At 36.0% G+C, this 19,068-nt stretch carries 18 protein-coding genes and 1 tRNA gene; all 19 read left to right on the top strand.

What is annotated here, in order from left to right; all coding sequences use genetic code 11:
- Positions 1-9 precede the first annotated feature (9 nt).
- The 19 genes from AB5359_RS09200 to AB5359_RS09290 all read left to right on the top strand — a co-directional run bounded on the left by AB5359_RS09200 (position 10) and on the right by AB5359_RS09290 (position 19,045).
- Positions 10-1,158, top strand: a complete 1,149-nt coding sequence (locus AB5359_RS09200; RefSeq protein WP_048687388.1) for a CDP-glycerol--glycerophosphate glycerophosphotransferase — start codon at positions 10-12, stop codon at positions 1,156-1,158.
- Between the two features lie 11 nt (positions 1,159-1,169).
- On the top strand, positions 1,170-2,606 hold the full coding sequence (locus AB5359_RS09205; RefSeq protein ID WP_048687384.1) for an oligosaccharide flippase family protein: 1,437 nt from the start codon (positions 1,170-1,172) through the stop codon (positions 2,604-2,606).
- A complete protein-coding gene (locus tag AB5359_RS09210; RefSeq protein WP_020807411.1) occupies positions 2,603-3,304 on the top strand; it encodes a glycosyltransferase family 32 protein in 702 nt (233 codons plus the stop codon). The genes AB5359_RS09205 and AB5359_RS09210 overlap by 4 nt, the downstream gene beginning before the upstream one ends.
- Complete coding sequence (locus AB5359_RS09215) at positions 3,304-3,762, top strand: SprT family protein (protein ID WP_039155829.1); 459 nt, start codon at positions 3,304-3,306, stop codon at positions 3,760-3,762. The genes AB5359_RS09210 and AB5359_RS09215 overlap by 1 nt, the downstream gene beginning before the upstream one ends.
- Positions 3,763-3,818: 56 nt before the next feature.
- Positions 3,819-3,907: transfer RNA gene (locus tag AB5359_RS09220), tRNA-Leu, on the top strand.
- A 71-nt stretch (positions 3,908-3,978) separates the two neighbouring features.
- Complete coding sequence (locus tag AB5359_RS09225) at positions 3,979-4,596, top strand: ECF transporter S component (RefSeq protein WP_048687424.1); 618 nt, start codon at positions 3,979-3,981, stop codon at positions 4,594-4,596.
- Position 4,597: 1 nt separating this feature from the next.
- Positions 4,598-5,224, top strand: a complete 627-nt coding sequence (locus tag AB5359_RS09230; RefSeq protein ID WP_048687383.1) for a glycoside hydrolase family 73 protein — start codon at positions 4,598-4,600, stop codon at positions 5,222-5,224.
- Positions 5,225-5,322: 98 nt separating this feature from the next.
- Positions 5,323-7,566 carry a DNA helicase PcrA gene (gene pcrA, locus AB5359_RS09235; protein WP_048687381.1) on the top strand — a complete coding sequence of 748 codons (2,244 nt, stop codon included), beginning with the start codon at positions 5,323-5,325 and terminating at the stop codon, positions 7,564-7,566.
- Positions 7,567-7,605: 39 nt separating this feature from the next.
- Positions 7,606-9,612 (top strand): NAD-dependent DNA ligase LigA, encoded by a 2,007-nt coding sequence (gene ligA / locus AB5359_RS09240; RefSeq protein ID WP_048687379.1) that lies wholly within the window; start codon positions 7,606-7,608, stop codon positions 9,610-9,612.
- A 22-nt stretch (positions 9,613-9,634) separates the two neighbouring features.
- A complete protein-coding gene (locus AB5359_RS09245; RefSeq protein WP_020807406.1) occupies positions 9,635-10,774 on the top strand; it encodes a CamS family sex pheromone protein in 1,140 nt (379 codons plus the stop codon).
- 10 nt (positions 10,775-10,784) lie between these two features.
- Complete coding sequence (gene gatC, locus AB5359_RS09250) at positions 10,785-11,087, top strand: Asp-tRNA(Asn)/Glu-tRNA(Gln) amidotransferase subunit GatC (RefSeq protein ID WP_048687376.1); 303 nt, start codon at positions 10,785-10,787, stop codon at positions 11,085-11,087.
- Entirely contained in the window at positions 11,087-12,526 is a 1,440-nt protein-coding gene (gene gatA / locus AB5359_RS09255; RefSeq protein ID WP_368279901.1) for an Asp-tRNA(Asn)/Glu-tRNA(Gln) amidotransferase subunit GatA, read from the top strand. The genes gatC and gatA overlap by 1 nt, the downstream gene beginning before the upstream one ends.
- Before the next feature lie 3 nt (positions 12,527-12,529).
- A complete protein-coding gene (gatB, locus tag AB5359_RS09260; protein WP_003648276.1) occupies positions 12,530-13,960 on the top strand; it encodes an Asp-tRNA(Asn)/Glu-tRNA(Gln) amidotransferase subunit GatB in 1,431 nt (476 codons plus the stop codon).
- 23 nt (positions 13,961-13,983) lie between these two features.
- Positions 13,984-14,892, top strand: a complete 909-nt coding sequence (locus AB5359_RS09265) for a diacylglycerol kinase (protein WP_003648277.1) — start codon at positions 13,984-13,986, stop codon at positions 14,890-14,892.
- 52 nt (positions 14,893-14,944) lie between these two features.
- Positions 14,945-15,154 (top strand): hypothetical protein, encoded by a 210-nt coding sequence (locus AB5359_RS09270; protein ID WP_048687374.1) that lies wholly within the window; start codon positions 14,945-14,947, stop codon positions 15,152-15,154.
- 8 nt (positions 15,155-15,162) lie between these two features.
- On the top strand, positions 15,163-15,978 hold the full coding sequence (locus AB5359_RS09275) for a Cof-type HAD-IIB family hydrolase (protein ID WP_003648278.1): 816 nt from the start codon (positions 15,163-15,165) through the stop codon (positions 15,976-15,978).
- A 163-nt stretch (positions 15,979-16,141) separates the two neighbouring features.
- Complete coding sequence (secY2, locus tag AB5359_RS09280) at positions 16,142-17,332, top strand: accessory Sec system protein translocase subunit SecY2 (protein WP_048687372.1); 1,191 nt, start codon at positions 16,142-16,144, stop codon at positions 17,330-17,332.
- Position 17,333: 1 nt separating this feature from the next.
- Complete coding sequence (gene asp1, locus AB5359_RS09285) at positions 17,334-18,845, top strand: accessory Sec system protein Asp1 (protein WP_048687369.1); 1,512 nt, start codon at positions 17,334-17,336, stop codon at positions 18,843-18,845.
- Positions 18,842-19,045 carry an accessory Sec system protein Asp2 gene (locus AB5359_RS09290; RefSeq protein WP_285029487.1) on the top strand — a complete coding sequence of 68 codons (204 nt, stop codon included), beginning with the start codon at positions 18,842-18,844 and terminating at the stop codon, positions 19,043-19,045. The genes asp1 and AB5359_RS09290 overlap by 4 nt, the downstream gene beginning before the upstream one ends.
- The last annotated feature ends 23 nt before the right edge of the window (positions 19,046-19,068 follow it).

Raw genomic sequence — 19,068 nt, forward strand, 5'->3', positions numbered from 1 at the left:
AACATCTAAATGAAAAGTTTATTTTTTCGCTTGTACTTATGGGGAATAAGCTTCCTTGCAAGTCTTCGTCCAATTAAAGAAAAGAACATTGTAGTCTTAAACGGCTCAGGCAGATCTGGCTCAAACGGCTATTTATTTTATAAATACATTAAGGCTAATCATCCAGACTACAACATTACCTTAGTTGAACCTTGGCCATCTTCTCACTTATCATGGGAAACCTGGAAGAAAATTGGTGTAGCTAAATATGTGATTACTACTCATCAACCTTTTAAAGCACGTTCTGCTCAAGTTAATATTCAGTTCTGGCATGGCGTACCTTTAAAACGTATGGGCTTTATGGCTCATAATACGCACTATCGTGATAATAAGCGTAACCAAAAGCTATGGCATAAAAATGCAGACCTGGTAACTTCAAGCTCTGATCTCTACGAAAGTTTAATGAGTGCCTGTATGGCAATTGAAGGTAAAAAATATCAAAAGCTGGGCTTTCCTAGAATTGATTACATTAACCATCCAGCAATCTCTAAGGAAAAATTATTAGTAGATTTATTTAAAACTAGAGATGATCAAGCTCAAATAGGAATCTACATGCCAACTTTTCGTTATGAGCTTGAAGATCCATTGGTTATGGAAAAAATAAAGCAAGGAAATTATTTTGCCTTTCAAGATTTTGATCCTTATAAATTAAATGATGCATTAAAAGCAAAGCATCAGTATCTAATCGTGAAGCTTCATCCTTATGAAATGCGGATGTTTGAAGACTTTAACAGTCAATTTTCAAACATCGCCTTCTTAAATAATGATTATTTATTTAAAAATGATCTCGACTTATACGAGCTGCTTGGAAATACTGATTTATTAATTACTGATTTTTCATCAATTTATTTTGATTATTTGTACTTAGATAAGCCAATTATTTTCATTACCAACTATCTAAAGCAATATGAAAAGGTCCGCGGCTTATTATTGAGTCCATATGAGGACGTTACGCCAGGTCCCTGTGTTAAGTCACAAGAGGAATTTTTACAAGTTTTGAGGCATCCTGATGATCATCAATACAAAAATCAACGTTTTTATTGGCGTGAGTTAATTGATGAAGTTGATAATCTTGATTCTTGCGAGCCTATCTTCAATTACATGACAAAGAAATTTTAGAGGAAAAAGTAGTGAAGCGAACTTTTCTTAATATTTTATATAATGCGGTCTATCAAATCTTTCTAGTTTTAGTGCCGCTAATTACAGTTCCATATTTATCTCGTGTTTTAGGACCTAAAACTTATGGTATTTATGGTAGTATAAATAATACTGTGCAATTTTTAATGGTATTTTGCACTTTGTCAGTTTCCTATATTGGAATTCGAACTGTTTCTCGAACCAGAACTTATGGTACGCCTCAGGAATTGACAGAAGCTTTCTGGGGATTATGGTATTTCCAAGCAATTGCTGGTTTAGTGACTATTTTAATTACGCTGTTAATTGCTAATATTTTTCATATTCAATACTGGAATTATTTGATCTTAATGGTTCCGTATTTAATCTCGGCTCAAGTCGATATTTCTTGGTTCTTTCAAGGTTTAGCTGATTTTGGTCGGGTAGTGTTAAAAAATACTGCTGTTAAGTTAGCTAGTGTGGTTTTGATTTTATTATTAATTAAGTCACCAGCTGATCTTTGGAAGTATTTTTTAATTATGTCAGTTTCGACAATGCTTGGGTCTTTTGTCTTTTGGCTTGATATTCACCGCTATGTAGGAAAGCCGGTTAGTCATTTTTATAAATATAAAACAACGATTGTTTCAATCATTACCTTAATGATTCCGCAGATAGCAACGCAGATTTATACCTCGCTTGATAAGCCAATCCTAGGTTTTTTTAGCAATTCAACACAAGTTGCCTTTTATGACAATTCGCAACGAATTTCTAATATGATCTTAGGAGTAATTACTAGTATTTCTTTAGTCATCATGCCGAAGATGGCTAGCGAAGAAAAAGAAACGCAGAAAGTTGTCTTAAAAAAGTCGCTTGAAGCAACGACGATGCTTGGAACCTTATTCGCAGTCATTATTATGGCTAATACTAAGCAATTTGTGCCATTCTTCTTTGGTAAGAAATTTATTCCAATGACGCCTTTGATGTTCTTTTTTGCCTTAACGATCATCATGATTCCGATGGGAGGAGTATTTGCTAATCAGTTTGCGCTGGCTAACAGAAGAGATAAGGAATACGCCATTCCAGTTGTGATTGGGGCGCTTATCGAAGTTGTCTTAGCGGCGCTACTTGATCGACCATATGGAGCTAGTGGAGCAACAGTCGCAATTCTAATTACGGAATTTGTAGTTCTAATTTTGCGGCTTTGGATTGTGAGAGATGATTATAGTTTTAAAAATGCATTTAGCGACGTGCCAAAGTATTTCTTAATTGGAATAATTACGTTAATTGTAGGGATGCTTATGCCTAACCTAATTAGTTCAAGTTTTTTGAACATGGCAGTTAAATCAATTTTGATGTTAATTATTTATGCTGGAATTATGTTTATGATGAAGTTAGACTTTAATCAAGATATCATGGACTTTATAACTCGCTTTCTTAGAAAGGTAAAAAGATGATTCCTAAAAAAATTCATTACGTCTGGGTAGGACATAACCCCAAGTCGCCATTAATTAAAGAGTGTCTTACGACTTGGAAAAAGAAGTTGCCTGACTATGAAATTATTGAGTGGAATGAAAGTAATTTTGATATGCATGAGAATCGCTATCTTGAAGAAGCTTATCAGGCTAAAAAATGGGCCTTTGTGTCTGACTATATTCGCGCTCGTGCTATTTATGAACAGGGCGGAATCTATTTAGATACAGATGTTAGAGTTCTTAAAAAGCTAGATCCACTTTTAAAGAATCAGGCGTTTATTGGTTTTGAAAATAATGACTACTTGTCAGCTGCTATTTTTGGTGCAGAGGCCTATCATCCATTCATAAAAGACATTCTCGATTATTATCAAGACAAAGAGTTTACTTTTGACAAAAATAATCAAATGGCGGGCGTGAATAGTTTGTCAGTAACTGATATTTTGAAAGAAAAGTATGGGCTAAAAACAGGTAACTGCGAGCAGCTTTTAAAAGATGGCGTTCATGTTTATCCAGATGGCTTTTTGTGTAATCCAAGTAAAGATTCATACTCTATTCACTTATTTACTGGTACTTGGATTGATGGGCAGCAGTCAGTAAAGCAAAAAATTGTGACCGGTCTAAAGAGAAGAATATCCTCTCCAAGACAGGCTAGTTTATATCAAAAATTAATTCGAAAATAATGAATCAAACAGAATTACAAAAATTAGTAGAAGAAATTTCATTAAAATATTTTCACCTTCCTTTCAGGCATGAAGTTAAGATTAATAATCGCATGACGACAACTGGAGGAAGATATTTTCTAAATGACCATCATATTGATATTAATGGTCATTTTTTAGATGAAAAATATCGCTCAGACTTAGTGGGAATAATTAAGCATGAGTTGACGCATTATCATTTACACTTAGCGGGACTAGGCTATCAGCACCGCAATCGTGATTTTAAGAACTTATTAGCTCGTGTTGGTGGTAGTCGTTATACACCTGACATTGGGTTAAGACGCAGGCAAGTTAAAAACTATCTTTATGAATGTGAAGACTGCCATTTTCAATATCCCCGTGTTCGTAAAGTAAATACAAGAAAATATCGCTGCGGCAGATGTGGTGGTAGACTAAAATTAGTTAGAAGAAATAAGTAAAAAAACAAATTTCCATTTGCTAAAAGAAAAATTATTTGGTATATTAGTTAAGTACCGCGGGCGTGGCGGAATGGCAGACGCGCAAGACTAAGGATCTTGTGATCGCTTTTAGATCGTGGAAGTTCGAGTCTTCTCGCCCGCACCACTAAGAAAAGGAAGTCGCAAATGCGGCTTCCTTTTTTGTTAAAGATATACTTGATAAAAGTAGGAAAGACTATGATTAATAAGAAGACCTTTAGAATTGCTATTAGTGCTATTTTTGTTGCAATTATTTTAGTTCAGACTTTTGTTCCTTACATCGGCTACATTAGAATTCTGCCGGGATTGCCTTCAATTACAACTATTCCTTTGACCGTGGCTTTAGCTGGTTGCTTAATGGGACCTGGGTTCGGTACGTCGATTGGCTTATTTTGGGGCTTATTAAGTTTATTTGTTGCTTATACGCAACCTGGCGATATTGTCAGCATGTTGTTGTTTCGAAATATCTTTATTGCGTTAGTTCCGCGGGCAGCAGCTGGCTTTATTGCTGGAATGATTGGTCAAGCTGCAAAAGATGAATCAAAACTTCAGAAGACCGTTGTTTATACAATTGCAGGCTTATGTACGTCACTTGCTAATACTTTACTGGTGATTAGTATTACTAGTTTATGGTTTATGAATAATCCAGCTGCCTTGCTTCAAAGCCTAGGCCAAACTCAAAATTCAGCTCCTTTAATTGCAATTTTATTAAGTGTTTTAGGTGTTAATGGTGTTGTAGAAGCAATCTTTACTGCTATCCTTACGCCAGCAATTGCGATGCCTTTGAAGCAAGTAATGAAAAGGAAGATGAGTTAAAATGCCGCGTAGACGCCGTCAAAAAAATATTCAATATGTAATTGCAAGAGCCTTTGCTATTTGCTTTACTTTGGTAGTAATTTTATCAGGCTTTTTGTACTGGCGTCACGAGGTCGCGGTTAATGAACAATTAAGGCAAGCGCAGTTAGAAAAGGAACGCGCTCTTCAAAGTAAAGAAAGGTTTATTAAAGTAGTAGCTCCAATTGCTCAAAGAGCAGATAAGCCTTATGGTTTATTTCCAAGTGTTACCATTGCGCAAGCATGCTTAGAAAGTAATTTTGGTCAAAGTGAGCTTTCAAAAAAATATTATAATTTGTTCGGTGTCAAGGGAACCGATCCTAATACTAGCCGAGAGCTGACGACTTCGGAATTTGTTAATGATCACTGGGAAACTGTAACTGGTCGTTTTCAAATTTATAATTCTTATGAAGAATCTATTCAGGCACATACGCTGTTATTTGTGAATGGAACTAGCTGGAATAAAGATCAATATCAGCATGTTTTAGCTGCAAAAGATTATGCAAGTCAAGCGCAAGCTTTAGAGACGGATGGTTATGCGACTGATCCAGGTTATGCTAAAAAGCTAATTGATTTAATTAAAGAGTTCAATTTAACGCAATATGATTAATTCCAAAACGATGATAGTTAAGGTAAAAGCTATCGTCGTTTTTTGTTATAATAGACAGGTCTATTTTAGTGTTTAAGTTATCAGGAAAGAGAGAAGCAATGAGCGAAGAAACAATTCTTGCAGGATTAAATCCGCAGCAGAAAAAAGCTGTGCAGTGTACTGAAGGTCCACTTTTAGTAGTTGCTGGAGCTGGTAGTGGAAAAACATCAGTTTTAACACGTCGAATTGCCTATTTAATTGAAGAAAAGGGCGTTGCGCCATGGAATGTTTTAGCCATTACTTTTACTAATAAGGCTGCAACTGAAATGAAAGAACGTGTCCAAAAGCTTTTAGGGCCAGCTGCTGATAGTGTTTGGATGTCAACTTTTCACGCTTTATGTGTGAGAATCTTACGCCGCGATGCAGAAAAAATCGGCTATTCTAATAACTTTTCAATTGCTGATTCAGCAGAACAGTTAACTTTAATTAAGCGAATTGAAAAGGATCTTAATATTAATCCTAAGATGTATGATCCTAAGGCTATTTTAGGTGCTATTTCTAACGGCAAAAATGACTTACTTACGCCAAAAGATTTCAAAGAACAAGCAGCTAGTCCTTTTGAAAAAGTAACAGCGCAAGTTTATGCAGAATATCAGCACCGCTTAAAGCGAGATCAAATTATGGACTTTGATGATTTGATTATGCAAACGCTAGTCTTGTTTAAGAAAGATAAAGAAACGCTTCATTATTACCAAAATAAGTTCCGCTATATTTTAGTTGACGAGTATCAGGATACAAACGAAGCTCAATATCAACTTTGTGTGGCTTTAGCTGCTCAGTATAAGAATATTTGCGTTGTTGGGGATGCAGACCAGTCGATCTATGGTTGGCGCGGTGCTAACATGGAAAATATTCTTAATTTTGAGCATGACTATCAAGATGATGAAGTTAATACGATTAAACTTGAACAAAATTATCGTTCAACTGGTCATATCTTAGATGCTGCTAACTCAGTTATTAAGAATAATCAAAATCGTAAACCTAAGAAACTTTGGACTGATAAAGGCGACGGCGATAAGATCAACTATTATCGTGCTCAAAGTGGTAACGATGAGGCACTCTTTATTGTTTCAAAGATCAACGAAGAAATAAAAGAGCATCACAGAGACTACAAGGATTTTGCAGTTCTTTACCGTACAAATGCCCAATCTCGTAACGTCGAAGAAGCTTTAGTTAAATCAAACATTCCTTACCGAATTGTTGGCGGTCATAAATTCTATGATCGAAAAGAAATTAAAGATATTTTGGCCTACTTGAAGGTTGTAGCAAACCCTGCTGATTCGATGAGTTTTAATCGAATTATCAATGTGCCAAAGCGGGGATTAGGTCCAACAACGATGGCTAAGTTTAATGGTTTTGCCAATGACAATGATTTCACAGTTGAAGAAACATTTAAGAACTTAAGCTTAGCACCAATTACAGGACGTCCAGCTAAGACTTTAGCAACTTTTGGGACTGCCCTAAAAGATGCAATTGAGTACAGTAAGACGCATAGCGTAACTGGTTTAACTGAAAAATTATTAGCTGACTTTGGCTATAAAGAAGCCCTAGAAAATGAACATACAATTGAAGCTGATACCAGATTAGAAAACTTGAACGAATTCTTAACTGTTACTAAGCGTTTTGATGATAATTATGAGCCAGAAGATGAAGATTCGACTGCCTTAGGTGATTTTCTTTCAGAAATTTCACTCTTAAGCGATCAAGATGATTTAGAAAATCAAGATAATCAAGTAGCTTTAATGACGCTTCATGCAGCTAAAGGATTAGAGTTTCCAGTTGTCTTTTTAGTTGGCATGGAAGAAGGTCTATTCCCGCTTTCAAGAGCGGCAAGCGATCCAAGTGAACTTGAAGAAGAGCGTCGTTTAGCCTATGTAGGTATTACGCGTGCTGAAAAGAAACTTTACATCACGAATGCCTTTTCTAGAACAATGTATGGTCGTCCGCAAAATAATCAGCCATCTCGTTTTATTGATGAAATTGAAGATAAGGATCTAGAATTTGTTAATCCAGTTCAATCTAATTCTTCAATGTCGATTCCTTTTGCTAAAAGTAGTGAACGTGCAACTTCTCAAGTTTATCGTCCCAAAACTAGAATTGAAACAGCTAAGAAGGCTAGTGGTGCAGTTGGCGCAGATAAGAAGACCTGGAATGTTGGCGATCAAGTTTCTCATAAGGCTTGGGGAAAGGGTGTTGTCGTCAAAGTTAACGGCAGCGGAGAAGATATGGAATTAGATATTGCTTTTGCTAGTCAAGGAGTAAAGCGCCTTTTAGCTGCCTTTGCACCAATTAAAAAGATATAATGAGATTGAAGTAGTTTGGTTTAGATAAGGACTGAAATAATGGCAGTTTTAACTCACAATCAGGCTTCTCAGAAAGTCGATGAATTAAGAAAAAAGCTCGATGAATGGGCAGAAGATTATTACGCAAAAGACGCACCAATAGTTGAAGACGCAGTTTATGACAAGGCTTATCAAGAACTAGTAGAATTAGAAAAGCAGTTTCCTGACTTAGTAACATCTGACTCAATTACGCAGCGAGTTGGTGGCGAAATTAAGAGTGATCTTTCTAAAGTGGAACATCCTATTCCAATGCTCTCAATGGGGGATGTTTTCTCAAAAGATGAGCTTAAAGAATTTGATGACAGAATTACAAAGCTAGTTGGACATCCTGTGGCTTACAACGTTGAATTAAAAATTGATGGCTTATCTTTATCGCTAGAATATACAGCTGGTAAATTAACACGCGCATCTACTAGAGGAAACGGTCGTGTTGGTGAAGATGTGACAGCTAATGCCAAGTTCATTAAGGATATCCCACAAACTTTGCCTGAGCCTTTAACAACTGAGGTTCGTGGTGAATGCTATATGGAAAAAGAAGCATTTGCCAAGCTAAATGCGGAACGCGATGAAAAAGGCGAGCAAGTATTTGCTAATCCTAGAAATGCAGCAGCTGGGTCTTTGAGACAATTAGATGCGCGGATTACTAAAAAGAGAAATTTAAGTACTTTTATTTATACTTGGGTTAATCCACCAAGAAACATTACTAGTCAGCACCAGGCAATTGATGAAATGAATCGCTTAGGCTTTCACACTAATCAAACTGGTCGTCGTCTAGAATCAATGGATGAAGTATTTAAGTTTATTGATGAATATACTGCTAAGCGTAACGATTTAAGCTATGGTATCGATGGAATCGTTTTAAAAGTTGACGATTTGAGCTTACAAAATGAATTAGGAAATACCGTCAAGGTACCGCGTTGGGAAATTGCCTATAAGTTTCCTCCTGAAGAACAAGAAACGATAGTTAAAGAGATCGAATGGACAGTTGGCCGAACTGGAGTAGTCACGCCGACTGCGGTGATGAATCCCGTTCAGCTTGCTGGTACTGTTGTTTCACGTGCTTCTTTGCATAATCCTGATTACCTAAGAGAAAAGGGAGTACGGATTGGCGATACAGTTAAATTGCACAAGGCTGGGGATATTATTCCAGAAATTTCTAGTGTCGTTTTAAATAAAAGACCTAAAGATAGTGAGCCTTATGAGATTCCTAATAAATGTCCATCTTGTGGGCAAGACTTGGTTCACTTGCAAGATGAAGTAGCCCTCCGCTGCATCAATCCAATGTGTCCAGCTCAAGTTGAAGAAGGAATTATTCACTTTGCTTCACGCGGCGCGATGAACATTATGGGACTTGGTCCAAGAATCGTAAAACAGCTAATTGATAAAAAATTTGTCAACGATGTAGCTGACTTGTATCATTTAACTAATGAGCAATTAAGTCAGTTAGATCATTTTAAAGATAAGTCAATTACTAATTTGTTAACTTCAATTGAGAATAGTAAGCAAAATTCAGCTGAATTATTACTATTTGGTCTTGGAATTGATCACGTTGGTGCTAAAGCTGCTAGATTAATTTTGGAAAAATATAAAAATTTGGAAAAGGTTAGTCAATTAACAGTGCCAGAATTAATAAGTATCGATACAATAGGAGAGACGATTGCGGAATCGTTAACAGCATATTTTAATCAGCCGAGTGCGCAAAAGTTGTTGCAAGAGTTGCGTGACAGTGGATTAAATATGGAATATTTAGGAACAGTTGAAGAAGAAGCACCAGATAATTTCTTTAAAGAAAAGACTGTTGTTTTAACTGGAAAGTTATCAGACTTTACTCGAAGTGAATTTACTAAGAAACTTCAAAATCTTGGAGCTAAAGTGACTGGATCAGTATCTAAGAAGACAGATTATCTGATTTATGGTGCAGATGCCGGCTCTAAGAAAGATAAGGCGGAGAAACTTCAAGTTCCAATGTTAACTGAACAAGAAGCAATTGCAAAAATTGAAAAATAAAGAAATAAGAAGGAAAAATAAATTGAAAAGATTTTTGCAAATAGCACTGCTAGTGGCAACTGGTTTGAGCTTAAGTGCATGTGGCAATTTAAAAAATTCCGATCTTGCCAATAATCCCACAACTTCGACAACCAAGAAGAAAAGCTATCAAACGACTAGTACAAGTAAGAATGGTTATAATGTCCTCTTAAAAGATGGTGAATATGTAACTAGTCCAATTGAAGGTACAACTGAAAATACTAGTGATAATAATGTTGACGGTCGTGCTTTAGAATCTGGATTAATAAATTTATCCCAAAATACTTTTTCAAGTAGTAAGTATGTTTTCCAAGAAGGGCAAAAAATTTCTGTTGCAGATGCGACTGATTGGCTAGGAAGAAAGTCTAAGAGCAATGCAGATGGTTTAAATGCGGAAAAGAGTACTAAGAAAGATTCTTATAATCCAGTCATTTTAGACCAAATTTTGGAACAAGATTTTTTGACTAAATCTAATTCTAGTTACAAAATGGGTGGTATGAGTGTAGGCTTAGCCCTTAACTCAGTTGATTACTATCAAAAAGTTAAAGATGGTCCACAATATCATAAGGATATTTCTCGCGCAGAGCAGGAGACTTTTGGTAAGGAAGCAGCTAACAAGTTGGTTTCTTACTTGCGTAAAAAGAAGGGATTAAAGGATATTCCAATTCTAGTTGGACTATTTAGTAAGACTAGTAAAGATTCCCTAGTTGGCGGAAATTACTTTGCATATGGAATTGCTAATGCAAATAGTAGTAAAATAAATGATTGGAAAACAGTCAATAATCGTAGTCAAGTACTACCGACTGTTGGAAGCGAAAAAGCAATTAATTCTACTGATGCAGCTTCATTTAGTGATTTCAAGGCTGCTATTCAAGGATACTTCCCTAATATTAGTGGGGTAACAGCAACTGTTCGCTATCAAAATAAAACTTTGACGCAAATGAACATTACTGTAACTACGCAATTCTTTGGCTATGCACAGATCGAGAGTTTCTCAAGACTTGTGCTTTCAGCTGCTAAGAAGTACTTACCTAAAGATGCACCAATAGAAATTAAGATTAATTCTGTTAATGATACGCAGGCATTAATTGCTAAGAATTCCGCAGACGATAGTTATTATGTCCACGTCTTTGGCGGTGAATAGGAGGCAAACGGTGAAAATTACAAAAGATGAAATCAATCACGTTGCAACACTATCTCGACTTGAGTTTGGTGAAGACGAAATTGATAAGTTTACTGAACAAATGGGTGACATTATCAATATGGCACATCAATTAGCCGAAGTTGATACTGAAGGAGTTCCTGAAACTGTTCAAGTTGTTGATCGAGAGACTGACTTTAGAGAAGACAAGCCTGAACATTGGGAAAGTCGCTCAGAATTAATGAAGAATGTTCCTGAAAAAGCTGATGGCTTCATTAAGGTGCCAGTAATTATTGATAAGGATGATAATGAATAATGAATTACTTAAATGAAAACATTGACTCATTAAATAAAAAATTACAAGATGGCGAAATAACAGCTGAAGACTTAGCTAAGGAAACAGTTAAAAATATTAAAGAAACAGACAAAAAAATTAATGCCTGGATTACTGTTGACGATGACGCAAAGCCAGCAGAAGATTTAGATTTTGCTAAAAATAAATTGGCTGGTATCCCAATTGCAATTAAGGATAACATCATTACTAATGGTATGAAGACTACTGCAGCTAGCCATATTCTTTACAATTACATGCCAGTTTATGATGCCACTGTAATTAGCAAGTTAAAGAAAGCTCAAGCAACCTTTGTTGGTAAGACTAACATGGATGAGTTCGCAATGGGTTCATCTACTGAACATTCTTACTATGGTGCAACCCATAACCCATGGAACTTAGAAAAAGTTCCTGGAGGTTCATCTGGTGGTTCTGCAGCTGCAGTTGCTAGTGGTGAAGTTGTAGCAGCTCTTGGTTCTGATACTGGTGGTTCTATTCGTCAACCAGCTGCTTTCAATGGTATTTTTGGGATTAAGCCAACTTATGGGCGTGTATCACGTTGGGGATTGATTGCCTTTGGTTCTTCATTAGATCAAATCGGTGTTATGAGTAAACGTGTTAAGGATTCAGCAGAGGTATTAAACGTAATTGCTGGTTCTGATGAACATGATGCAACTGTTTCAGAAAAAGAAGTACCTGACTTTACTAGTTTCTTAGGTCAAGATGTTAAAGGCTTACGCATAGCTGTTCCTAAGGAATACATGGATGCTGTTGATGGTGAAATGCGCGATGTTGTCCAAAAGCAAATTGATGTCTTGAAGGATGCTGGTGCAGTTATTAATGAAGTTTCATTGCCACATACTAAATATGTTGTTCCTACTTACTATATTGTTGCCTCTAGTGAAGCTTCTTCAAACCTTCAAAGATACGATGGTATTCGTTATGGCTACCGTGCAAAGGATACTAAGAACTTATTAGATGTTTACGTAAAATCTAGAAGTGAAGGCTTTGGCGACGAAGTTAAGCGTCGTATTATGCTGGGTTCATTTGCTTTATCAGCAGGTGCATATGACGAATTCTTCAAGAAGGCTGCTCAAGTTAGAACTTTAATTTGTCGCGACTTTGAAAAGATCTTTGCAGAAAATGATGTTATCGTTGGACCAACAACTACTGAGCCAGCATTTGGCATTGGCGAAGAACTTTCAGACCCAATTAAGATGTACAACAACGATATCTTAACAATTTCCGCTAACTTAGCTGGTATCCCAGCCGCTAGTGTACCTGCAGGTTTAGTTGATGGTATGCCTGCTGGTCTTCAAATTATGGCTAAACGTTTTGATGAAGGTACTGTATTTAAGGTTGCTGATTTCATTGAACGTAATAACAAATTCTACGAAAAAACACCTACAGGAATGGAGGATTAATTAATGAATTTTAAATCGACTATTGGTCTAGAAGTCCACTTCGAATTAAAAACAAAGAGTAAGATTTTTTCTCCATCACCAGTTACTTATGGTGCTGAAGCAAACACTGAAACTAATGTTATCGACTGGGCTATGCCTGGTGTCTTACCTCGTTTAAATAAAGATGTTTACCGTCTTGGTATTATGGTTGCTTTAGCAACTCATTCACATATCTTGCCTGTAACTCACTTTGACCGTAAGAATTACTTCTACCCAGATAACCCTAAGGCTTACCAGATTACGCAATTCTTCCAACCACTTGCTCGCGATGGTTACATCGAAGTTGAAGTTCGTGGTAAGAAGAAGCGCATTGGTATTCACGAAATGCACATCGAAGAAGATGCTGGTAAGAACACTCACGGAGCTAATGGTTATTCATACGTTGACTTAAACCGTCAGGGTGTTCCACTTCTTGAAGTTGTTTCTGAACCTGATATGGAAGATCCAGAAGAAGCTTACGCATACTTGACTAAATTACGTCAAATCGTTCAATTTACTGGTGCTTCTGACGTTAAGATGGAAGAAGGTTCAATGCGTGTTGATACCAACATTTCTATCCGTCCTGCTGGTCAAGAAAAGCTGGGTACTAAGGTCGAAATGAAGAACTTGAACTCATTTGACCACGTTCGTCGTTCTCTTGCATATGAAGAAAAACGTCAACAACAAGTACTTCTTTCTGGTGGCAGAGTTCAACTTTCTACTCGTCGTTTTGATGAAGCTACTGGTAAGACCGTCTTAGAGCGTGTTAAGGAAGGTGACGCAGATTATCGTTACTTCCCAGAACCAGATATTGCACCTTACCACATTAAGCAAAGCTGGATTGATGAAATTGCAGAAAGTTTACCTGAATCACCATTTGAACGTCGCAAGCGCTACGTTGAAGAATACGGTATTAAGGAATATGATGCTGACGTTATTTTACAAACTAAGGAATCAAGTGATTTCTACGATGCTGCAGTAGCTGCTGGTGCTGATCCAACTTTAGCTGCTAACTGGTTGAACACTCAAGTTAATGGTTACTTGAATGAAAACCAAGTTGGTATTGCAGATATTAAATTGACGCCAGAACACTTAGCTGAAATGATCAAGATGATCAAAGATGGAACTATTTCATCTAAGATTGCTAAGAAGGTCTTCAAAGAATCTATTGAAAATGGTACTGATCCTAAGAAGTATGTTGAAGACAAGGGCATGGTCCAATTATCAGATGTTTCTGTTCTTGGGCCAATGGTAACTAAGGTTGTTGATGACAATCCACAATCTGTTGAAGACTTCAAGAATGGTAAGGATCGTGCAATTGGATTCTTAGTTGGTCAAATCATGAAGCAAACTCGTGGTAAGGCTAACCCTAAGGTCGTTAACCAATTGCTTAATAAGGAACTGCAAAGTCGTTAATCATTTTAGGGAGGCGAAAGGCGATGACGAAAAAAGCAAGATTAATTTATAATCCTGTTTCAGGTCACGAGCAGATGCTTCAAAATGTCGCAGATATTTTAAACGTATTAGAACAGGCTGGTTTTGAAGCGAGTGCCTTTAGAACTACGCCAGAACCTTTGTCTGCTCAAAATGAAGCAAAAAGATGTGCCCTAGCTGGTTTTGATTTGCTAGTAGGTGCTGGTGGAGACGGAACGATTAACGAAGTAGTCAATGGTGTAGCTCCCCTAGAAAAAAGACCTAAGCTAGCTGTTATTCCAGCAGGAACAACGAATGATTTTGCTCGAGCTTTAAAAATTCCAAGAGATAATTTAGTTGATGCAGCTAAAGTAATTCTGACGGGTAAAACGCAAAAGATGGATATCGGACGTGCTGGTAAACAATATTTTATGAATATTGCGGCCAGTGGTTCATTAACCGAATTAACTTATGGCGTTCCTTCAGAAGTGAAATCGGTTCTTGGCTATAGTGCATATTTGCTTAAGGGTGCAGAAATGTTACCAAAAATAAGCAGTAACAAGATGCGATTAACCTATGATGATGGTGTCTATGAAGGAAACTTATCAATGTTTCTTTTAGGGATGACTAATTCAATCGGTGGTTTTGAGCGTATTATGCCTGATGCACAATTATCTGATGGTTTGTTCCAGTTAATCGTGGTTAAAACCGCAAATCCGGTAGATGTTTTACGTTTAATGGCGATGGCCTTAAATGGAAATCATGTTAATGATCCTCAAATTATCTATACTAAGACTAAGTACTTAAAAGTTGAATTACTAGATAACAGTAAAGATAAAGAACCAATTCCCGTTAATTTAGATGGCGAAATTGGTGGACATCTACCAATTGATTTTGAAAATCTGAAGCAGCATATTGAATTTTATGTTGGTTAATATAAAATAGAGACTAATAATTTGTTAGTCTCTATTTTTTATGGGGAGAAAAATGAAAAAGATTATTCGTAATTTGAGTACAGACGTCAATGGAATTAGTGAATGGATATTATTCTTTTATGTAGTTTTTCCTCTAGTAGGGTTCATTGCTAGTTTGGTATATTTAGTAAGGAAAGAGAAAGTCAAGGCTCAAGCAGCAGCTTGCTGGGCACTGCTGGGACTTGTGTTAAATGTAATTTTCTATATGATATTTGGAAGATAGGAGTATGTATGGCGATTAAATTAATTGCAGTAGATTTAGACGGAACTTTGCTCAATAGTGGCAATGCAATTTCACCTGAAACCTTAAGAACTTTGCAAGTAGCGCATGGTATGGGAATTAAAGTTGTACTTGCTTCGGGACGTCCTCTTTCTGGTGTGATGCCATTTGAGAATCAGTTAGGACTTGAGGGATCAGAAGAATATGCAGTTGTTTTCAATGGAGCTGTGGTCCAAGATTTATCTGGAAAAGTTTTAATGAGTCAAGAGATGGACTACCGTGATTTTGAAGTAATGCTTCGTCTGCAACGTCTTGCCCATGTGAACTTGCACTTTGAAACGACTGAACGTTTTTGGACTTTAGATCGTGATCTTTCAGTACAAATGCAAATTAATGCGGCCTTAACTGATAATGAAATTAGAGTTCGTGAACGGAAAGAAATTCCGCAAGACTTTACCTTCAATAAAGTTGGCTTTACTTGTCCAAAAGATAGCGACCAAATTGAAAAGCTCTGGAATTCTATTCCTTACTGGGCCTTTGAATCTTACGATATTGTTCGTAGTTTAGATAATTGCATTGAATTAAATGGTATCGGTGCTTCAAAGGGAAATGCCTTGATGAATCTAGCAGAACGGTTAAAGATTAGTCCAGAAGATGTCATGGTCTTTGGTGATCAAGGTAATGATGTTTCGATGTTTGAAAATCCGAGCTTTAAGAAAATTGCGATGGGCAATGCAATTGAAGATATTAAGGAAAAAGCGGATTTTGTTACAGATGATAATGACCATAATGGCATCGCAAAAGCACTTAAAAAATTCGTAATTTAATTCAAAAGCCTCTGGCACAGCAGCCAGGGGTATTTTTTTACAAAAAAATTATTTTAATATATTAAAAAACAAAACAGTTGTAATGTTAACTCTAAAAAATGATAGACTATAGTTGTATAACAAATAAGTTAAGTTCCAACATACAATAACGAGGCATTTTATTTTGATAAAAAACAAAAATCTCTTGAATGTCATTAAAAGAGTTAGTTTCAGTTTAGGAATTGTAATTATCTACGTCATGGGGACATATATTCCGTTGCCATTTGCAGAGATTACAAAGCAATATGCACAAACTATGAATCATACTCCGATTACCTTGCTAGGAGTATTTAGTGGAGCCAATTATGCTCGCATATCAATTTTTTCTGTGGGACTTAATCCACTTATGTTTTCAATGTTGATCTTGCAGTTGTTAATGATGACCAAGCTTTTCGGTTTTGATGCATTATCTCAGCCGCAAATTGAATTTTTTATGCAGGTGATTACACTTGCTTTAACAATTTTACAAGCAGTTCTTTTAGTCTTTGGTATGACGCCACAAAGAGATTTCTGGCGGGACTTTGAGATGATTGTAATTTTAATTGCTGGATCTTGTCTAGTTGTTTGGCTATGCTATCGGAATATTAAATATGGAGTTGGTGCAAGTGCTCCAATTATTTTGACTAGTATTATGACCGGCGCTATTCCAAATATTTTTAATAATATTAAGATGTTGCTAAAGTTTAAAAACTCTTGGATCTGGATTACTTTATTATTTATGTTTATTTTGCTATTTATTCTATTTTGGATGGCATTTAATAAAACTTACTATCCATTAAGAGTTATTAATCCTAGTTTGCCGTCGAAAAGCAAGGCTATGCTTGTTCCAATTGGTTTAAACATGTCAGCAATGATGATGTACATGGTTGGAATGGCCATTTTAACTTTGCCGGTGATGATTGCACCATATTTTAGTTCTAATAAATTACTCAATAGTTGGCAATTTTCAGCTACTTTTTCAACTGTAATGGCAATTTTACTATTTTACTTTTTCATGTTTGTTGCTTTCAATCCTAAAGATCAGGCAAAGGCGATGAGAAATAATCATAATTATATTTTAGGAATCGCACCAGGTAGGCCGACTCAAACATATCTTCGAAAATTAATTTGGATTCTGGGCTTTCCTGGAGCTATATTGAATGCTGCACAATTGGTATTGGGACTATATGGCTCGCGCTTTATGGGGAGATATGCAGGCTTTGCAGTTATTCCAATGAATGTGGTAATGATAGTTATGTTTATGAGCGGGATTCGTGATCAAGTGGCAACTCTCTTGTTCCCATATAAGTATGACCGCTTAGAAAGAGAAAAATAAAATGGAATACTTTATCCCAGCTTGGCATGAAGACAATAGTGATTGGGCTGTTGCAATTCCATCGATTACTATTTTAGATGCTACAAGTCATATGCGTATTTTACAAAATAATGGTCATCAGGTAGGAATTATTATTTCTACTTATGAGCCCGGACTGATGACACGTCTAAATCAATTGAATTATTATCCTGACCAGCTATTTTCAATTTATGATTATTTACAAGGCATCCACAATTTAGAAAGTAGAGTCGTTGAAATAAATGATTTTGCTTGGCCGAAAAATGCAATTTTTGATTATACTCCATTTAGAACGATAATAGCAGATAAAGATAAATTCATTGACAAAGTCTTTTATGATTTTGCTGGAAAAGTTATTCGTATTGAGCATCATGGAGATACACCGTCTGAAAACTATACATTGATCATGGATAGTCGGGGATTTATTTCTTCTAAAAATACAGACCATGAAGCTATTTTTTATGACCCGTACGGCAATTGGCGTTTTAAGCAGGATAGGGATACTGGTGTGGTAACAATTAATCCTAATTTTAATTTTTATCAAAAAACGACCTATTCTAATATTAAAGATTTAATTAATGAGGTTTTACAGCAATACTTGGAAACGAACTTAAAAAAGTCTGATCATTTGATTGTGACCCTCGATAACGATAGTTTAGTAGATTTAAACCAACTTAATCATTCAAATGCAATTTTTATGATTAATCCAAGGCAGCCTTATCAAGAAGAGCTGTCAAATTTGAATCAAGGAAATTTACTAGTTAGCAAAACGGACTTGGCTGATAAATTAGAGCAGCAATATCCTGAAAAATTTAGCGTTCATGTAATTCCAGCTTATAATTCTGAATTTCGATTAGGGCATAGTTCTAGAGAACGGGTACAAAGAATTGCCTTCTTTGCAGAAAATGCAAATCAAGCAGACATTGAAAAAATTATCAAGCATTTGTGCAAATATGTAAGTCATGATTTTAAGAATAAAAGTATCCAAGTTTTCACTTATAGCCTTGATAAGGATAACTGGGTAAATCAGGTAATAGCTAAAATTAAGAAAGACAGTAAAGGAAAGTGGATTATTAGTAGTGGCGATGAAAAGGAAAAAGTCGAAAATATTGAAATTGCTGGTTTAGGTAAAGCTAAAGGATTGCCACAAATTAAAATAAAAGAATTGCGTTTGACTAATATCTCTCAGTTGCTTAAGGCATTGGATAAAACTCGTGTATTGATTAGCTGGGGCAGCGTGGATGAGTTAATGCAAATGGTAGCTGTAAGTATTGGAATACCGCAAATTCAAAATTTCGCTTCAAAAACAGTAATCCATCAAAAAAATGGATATGTTTGCCAAACGGCTGAGGAAATTGATACGCCACTTAATGATTATTTAAATAATTTAACTGCTTGGAACAATGCAATTGTATATAACGTTAAAATGCTAAATCGTTATTCAGAAGAAAATATTATGAAGCGTTGGGAAAAATTACTAGGTGATGCAAAATGAGAGTCTTACAATTAGGATCAATAGACTGGTCTAAAAAGTATGAATTAACTAAAAACTTAGAGTGGCATTTCAATGATTTTCCACCTATTGAAAAGGTTGATGAAAAGGATCCTAAGAAGAAAAAGATTGAAATAAAAAATTATGATGTAATTTTGATTACAGGTCCAACGAATCTGACTAAAAAAATTGGGCTGATTTAAAAGGTTTAGTCCCACCATATCAG

The sequence above is a fragment of the Lactobacillus sp. RTP31084st1_F9_RTP31084_210423 genome, from assembly GCF_040919545.1.
In the GTDB taxonomy this organism is placed as follows: domain Bacteria; phylum Bacillota; class Bacilli; order Lactobacillales; family Lactobacillaceae; genus Lactobacillus; species Lactobacillus paragasseri.

Excerpts from the sequence above, each read along its gene's own strand:
- AB5359_RS09230 (WP_048687383.1), top strand. The coding sequence starts at position 4,598 with ATGCCGCGTAGACGCCGTCAAAAAAATATTCAATATGTAATTGCAAGA.
- AB5359_RS09200 (WP_048687388.1), top strand. The coding sequence starts at position 10 with ATGAAAAGTTTATTTTTTCGCTTGTACTTATGGGGAATAAGCTTCCTT.
- AB5359_RS09225 (WP_048687424.1), top strand. The coding sequence starts at position 3,979 with ATGATTAATAAGAAGACCTTTAGAATTGCTATTAGTGCTATTTTTGTT.
- AB5359_RS09275 (WP_003648278.1), top strand. The coding sequence starts at position 15,163 with ATGGCGATTAAATTAATTGCAGTAGATTTAGACGGAACTTTGCTCAAT.
- gatA (WP_368279901.1), top strand. The coding sequence starts at position 11,087 with ATGAATTACTTAAATGAAAACATTGACTCATTAAATAAAAAATTACAA.
- gatB (WP_003648276.1), top strand. The coding sequence starts at position 12,530 with ATGAATTTTAAATCGACTATTGGTCTAGAAGTCCACTTCGAATTAAAA.
- AB5359_RS09265 (WP_003648277.1), top strand. The coding sequence starts at position 13,984 with ATGACGAAAAAAGCAAGATTAATTTATAATCCTGTTTCAGGTCACGAG.
- AB5359_RS09215 (WP_039155829.1), top strand. The coding sequence starts at position 3,304 with ATGAATCAAACAGAATTACAAAAATTAGTAGAAGAAATTTCATTAAAA.
- AB5359_RS09290 (WP_285029487.1), top strand. The coding sequence starts at position 18,842 with ATGAGAGTCTTACAATTAGGATCAATAGACTGGTCTAAAAAGTATGAA.
- asp1 (WP_048687369.1), top strand. The coding sequence starts at position 17,334 with ATGGAATACTTTATCCCAGCTTGGCATGAAGACAATAGTGATTGGGCT.
- AB5359_RS09270 (WP_048687374.1), top strand. The coding sequence starts at position 14,945 with ATGAAAAAGATTATTCGTAATTTGAGTACAGACGTCAATGGAATTAGT.
- ligA (WP_048687379.1), top strand. The coding sequence starts at position 7,606 with ATGGCAGTTTTAACTCACAATCAGGCTTCTCAGAAAGTCGATGAATTA.
- AB5359_RS09210 (WP_020807411.1), top strand. The coding sequence starts at position 2,603 with ATGATTCCTAAAAAAATTCATTACGTCTGGGTAGGACATAACCCCAAG.
- pcrA (WP_048687381.1), top strand. The coding sequence starts at position 5,323 with ATGAGCGAAGAAACAATTCTTGCAGGATTAAATCCGCAGCAGAAAAAA.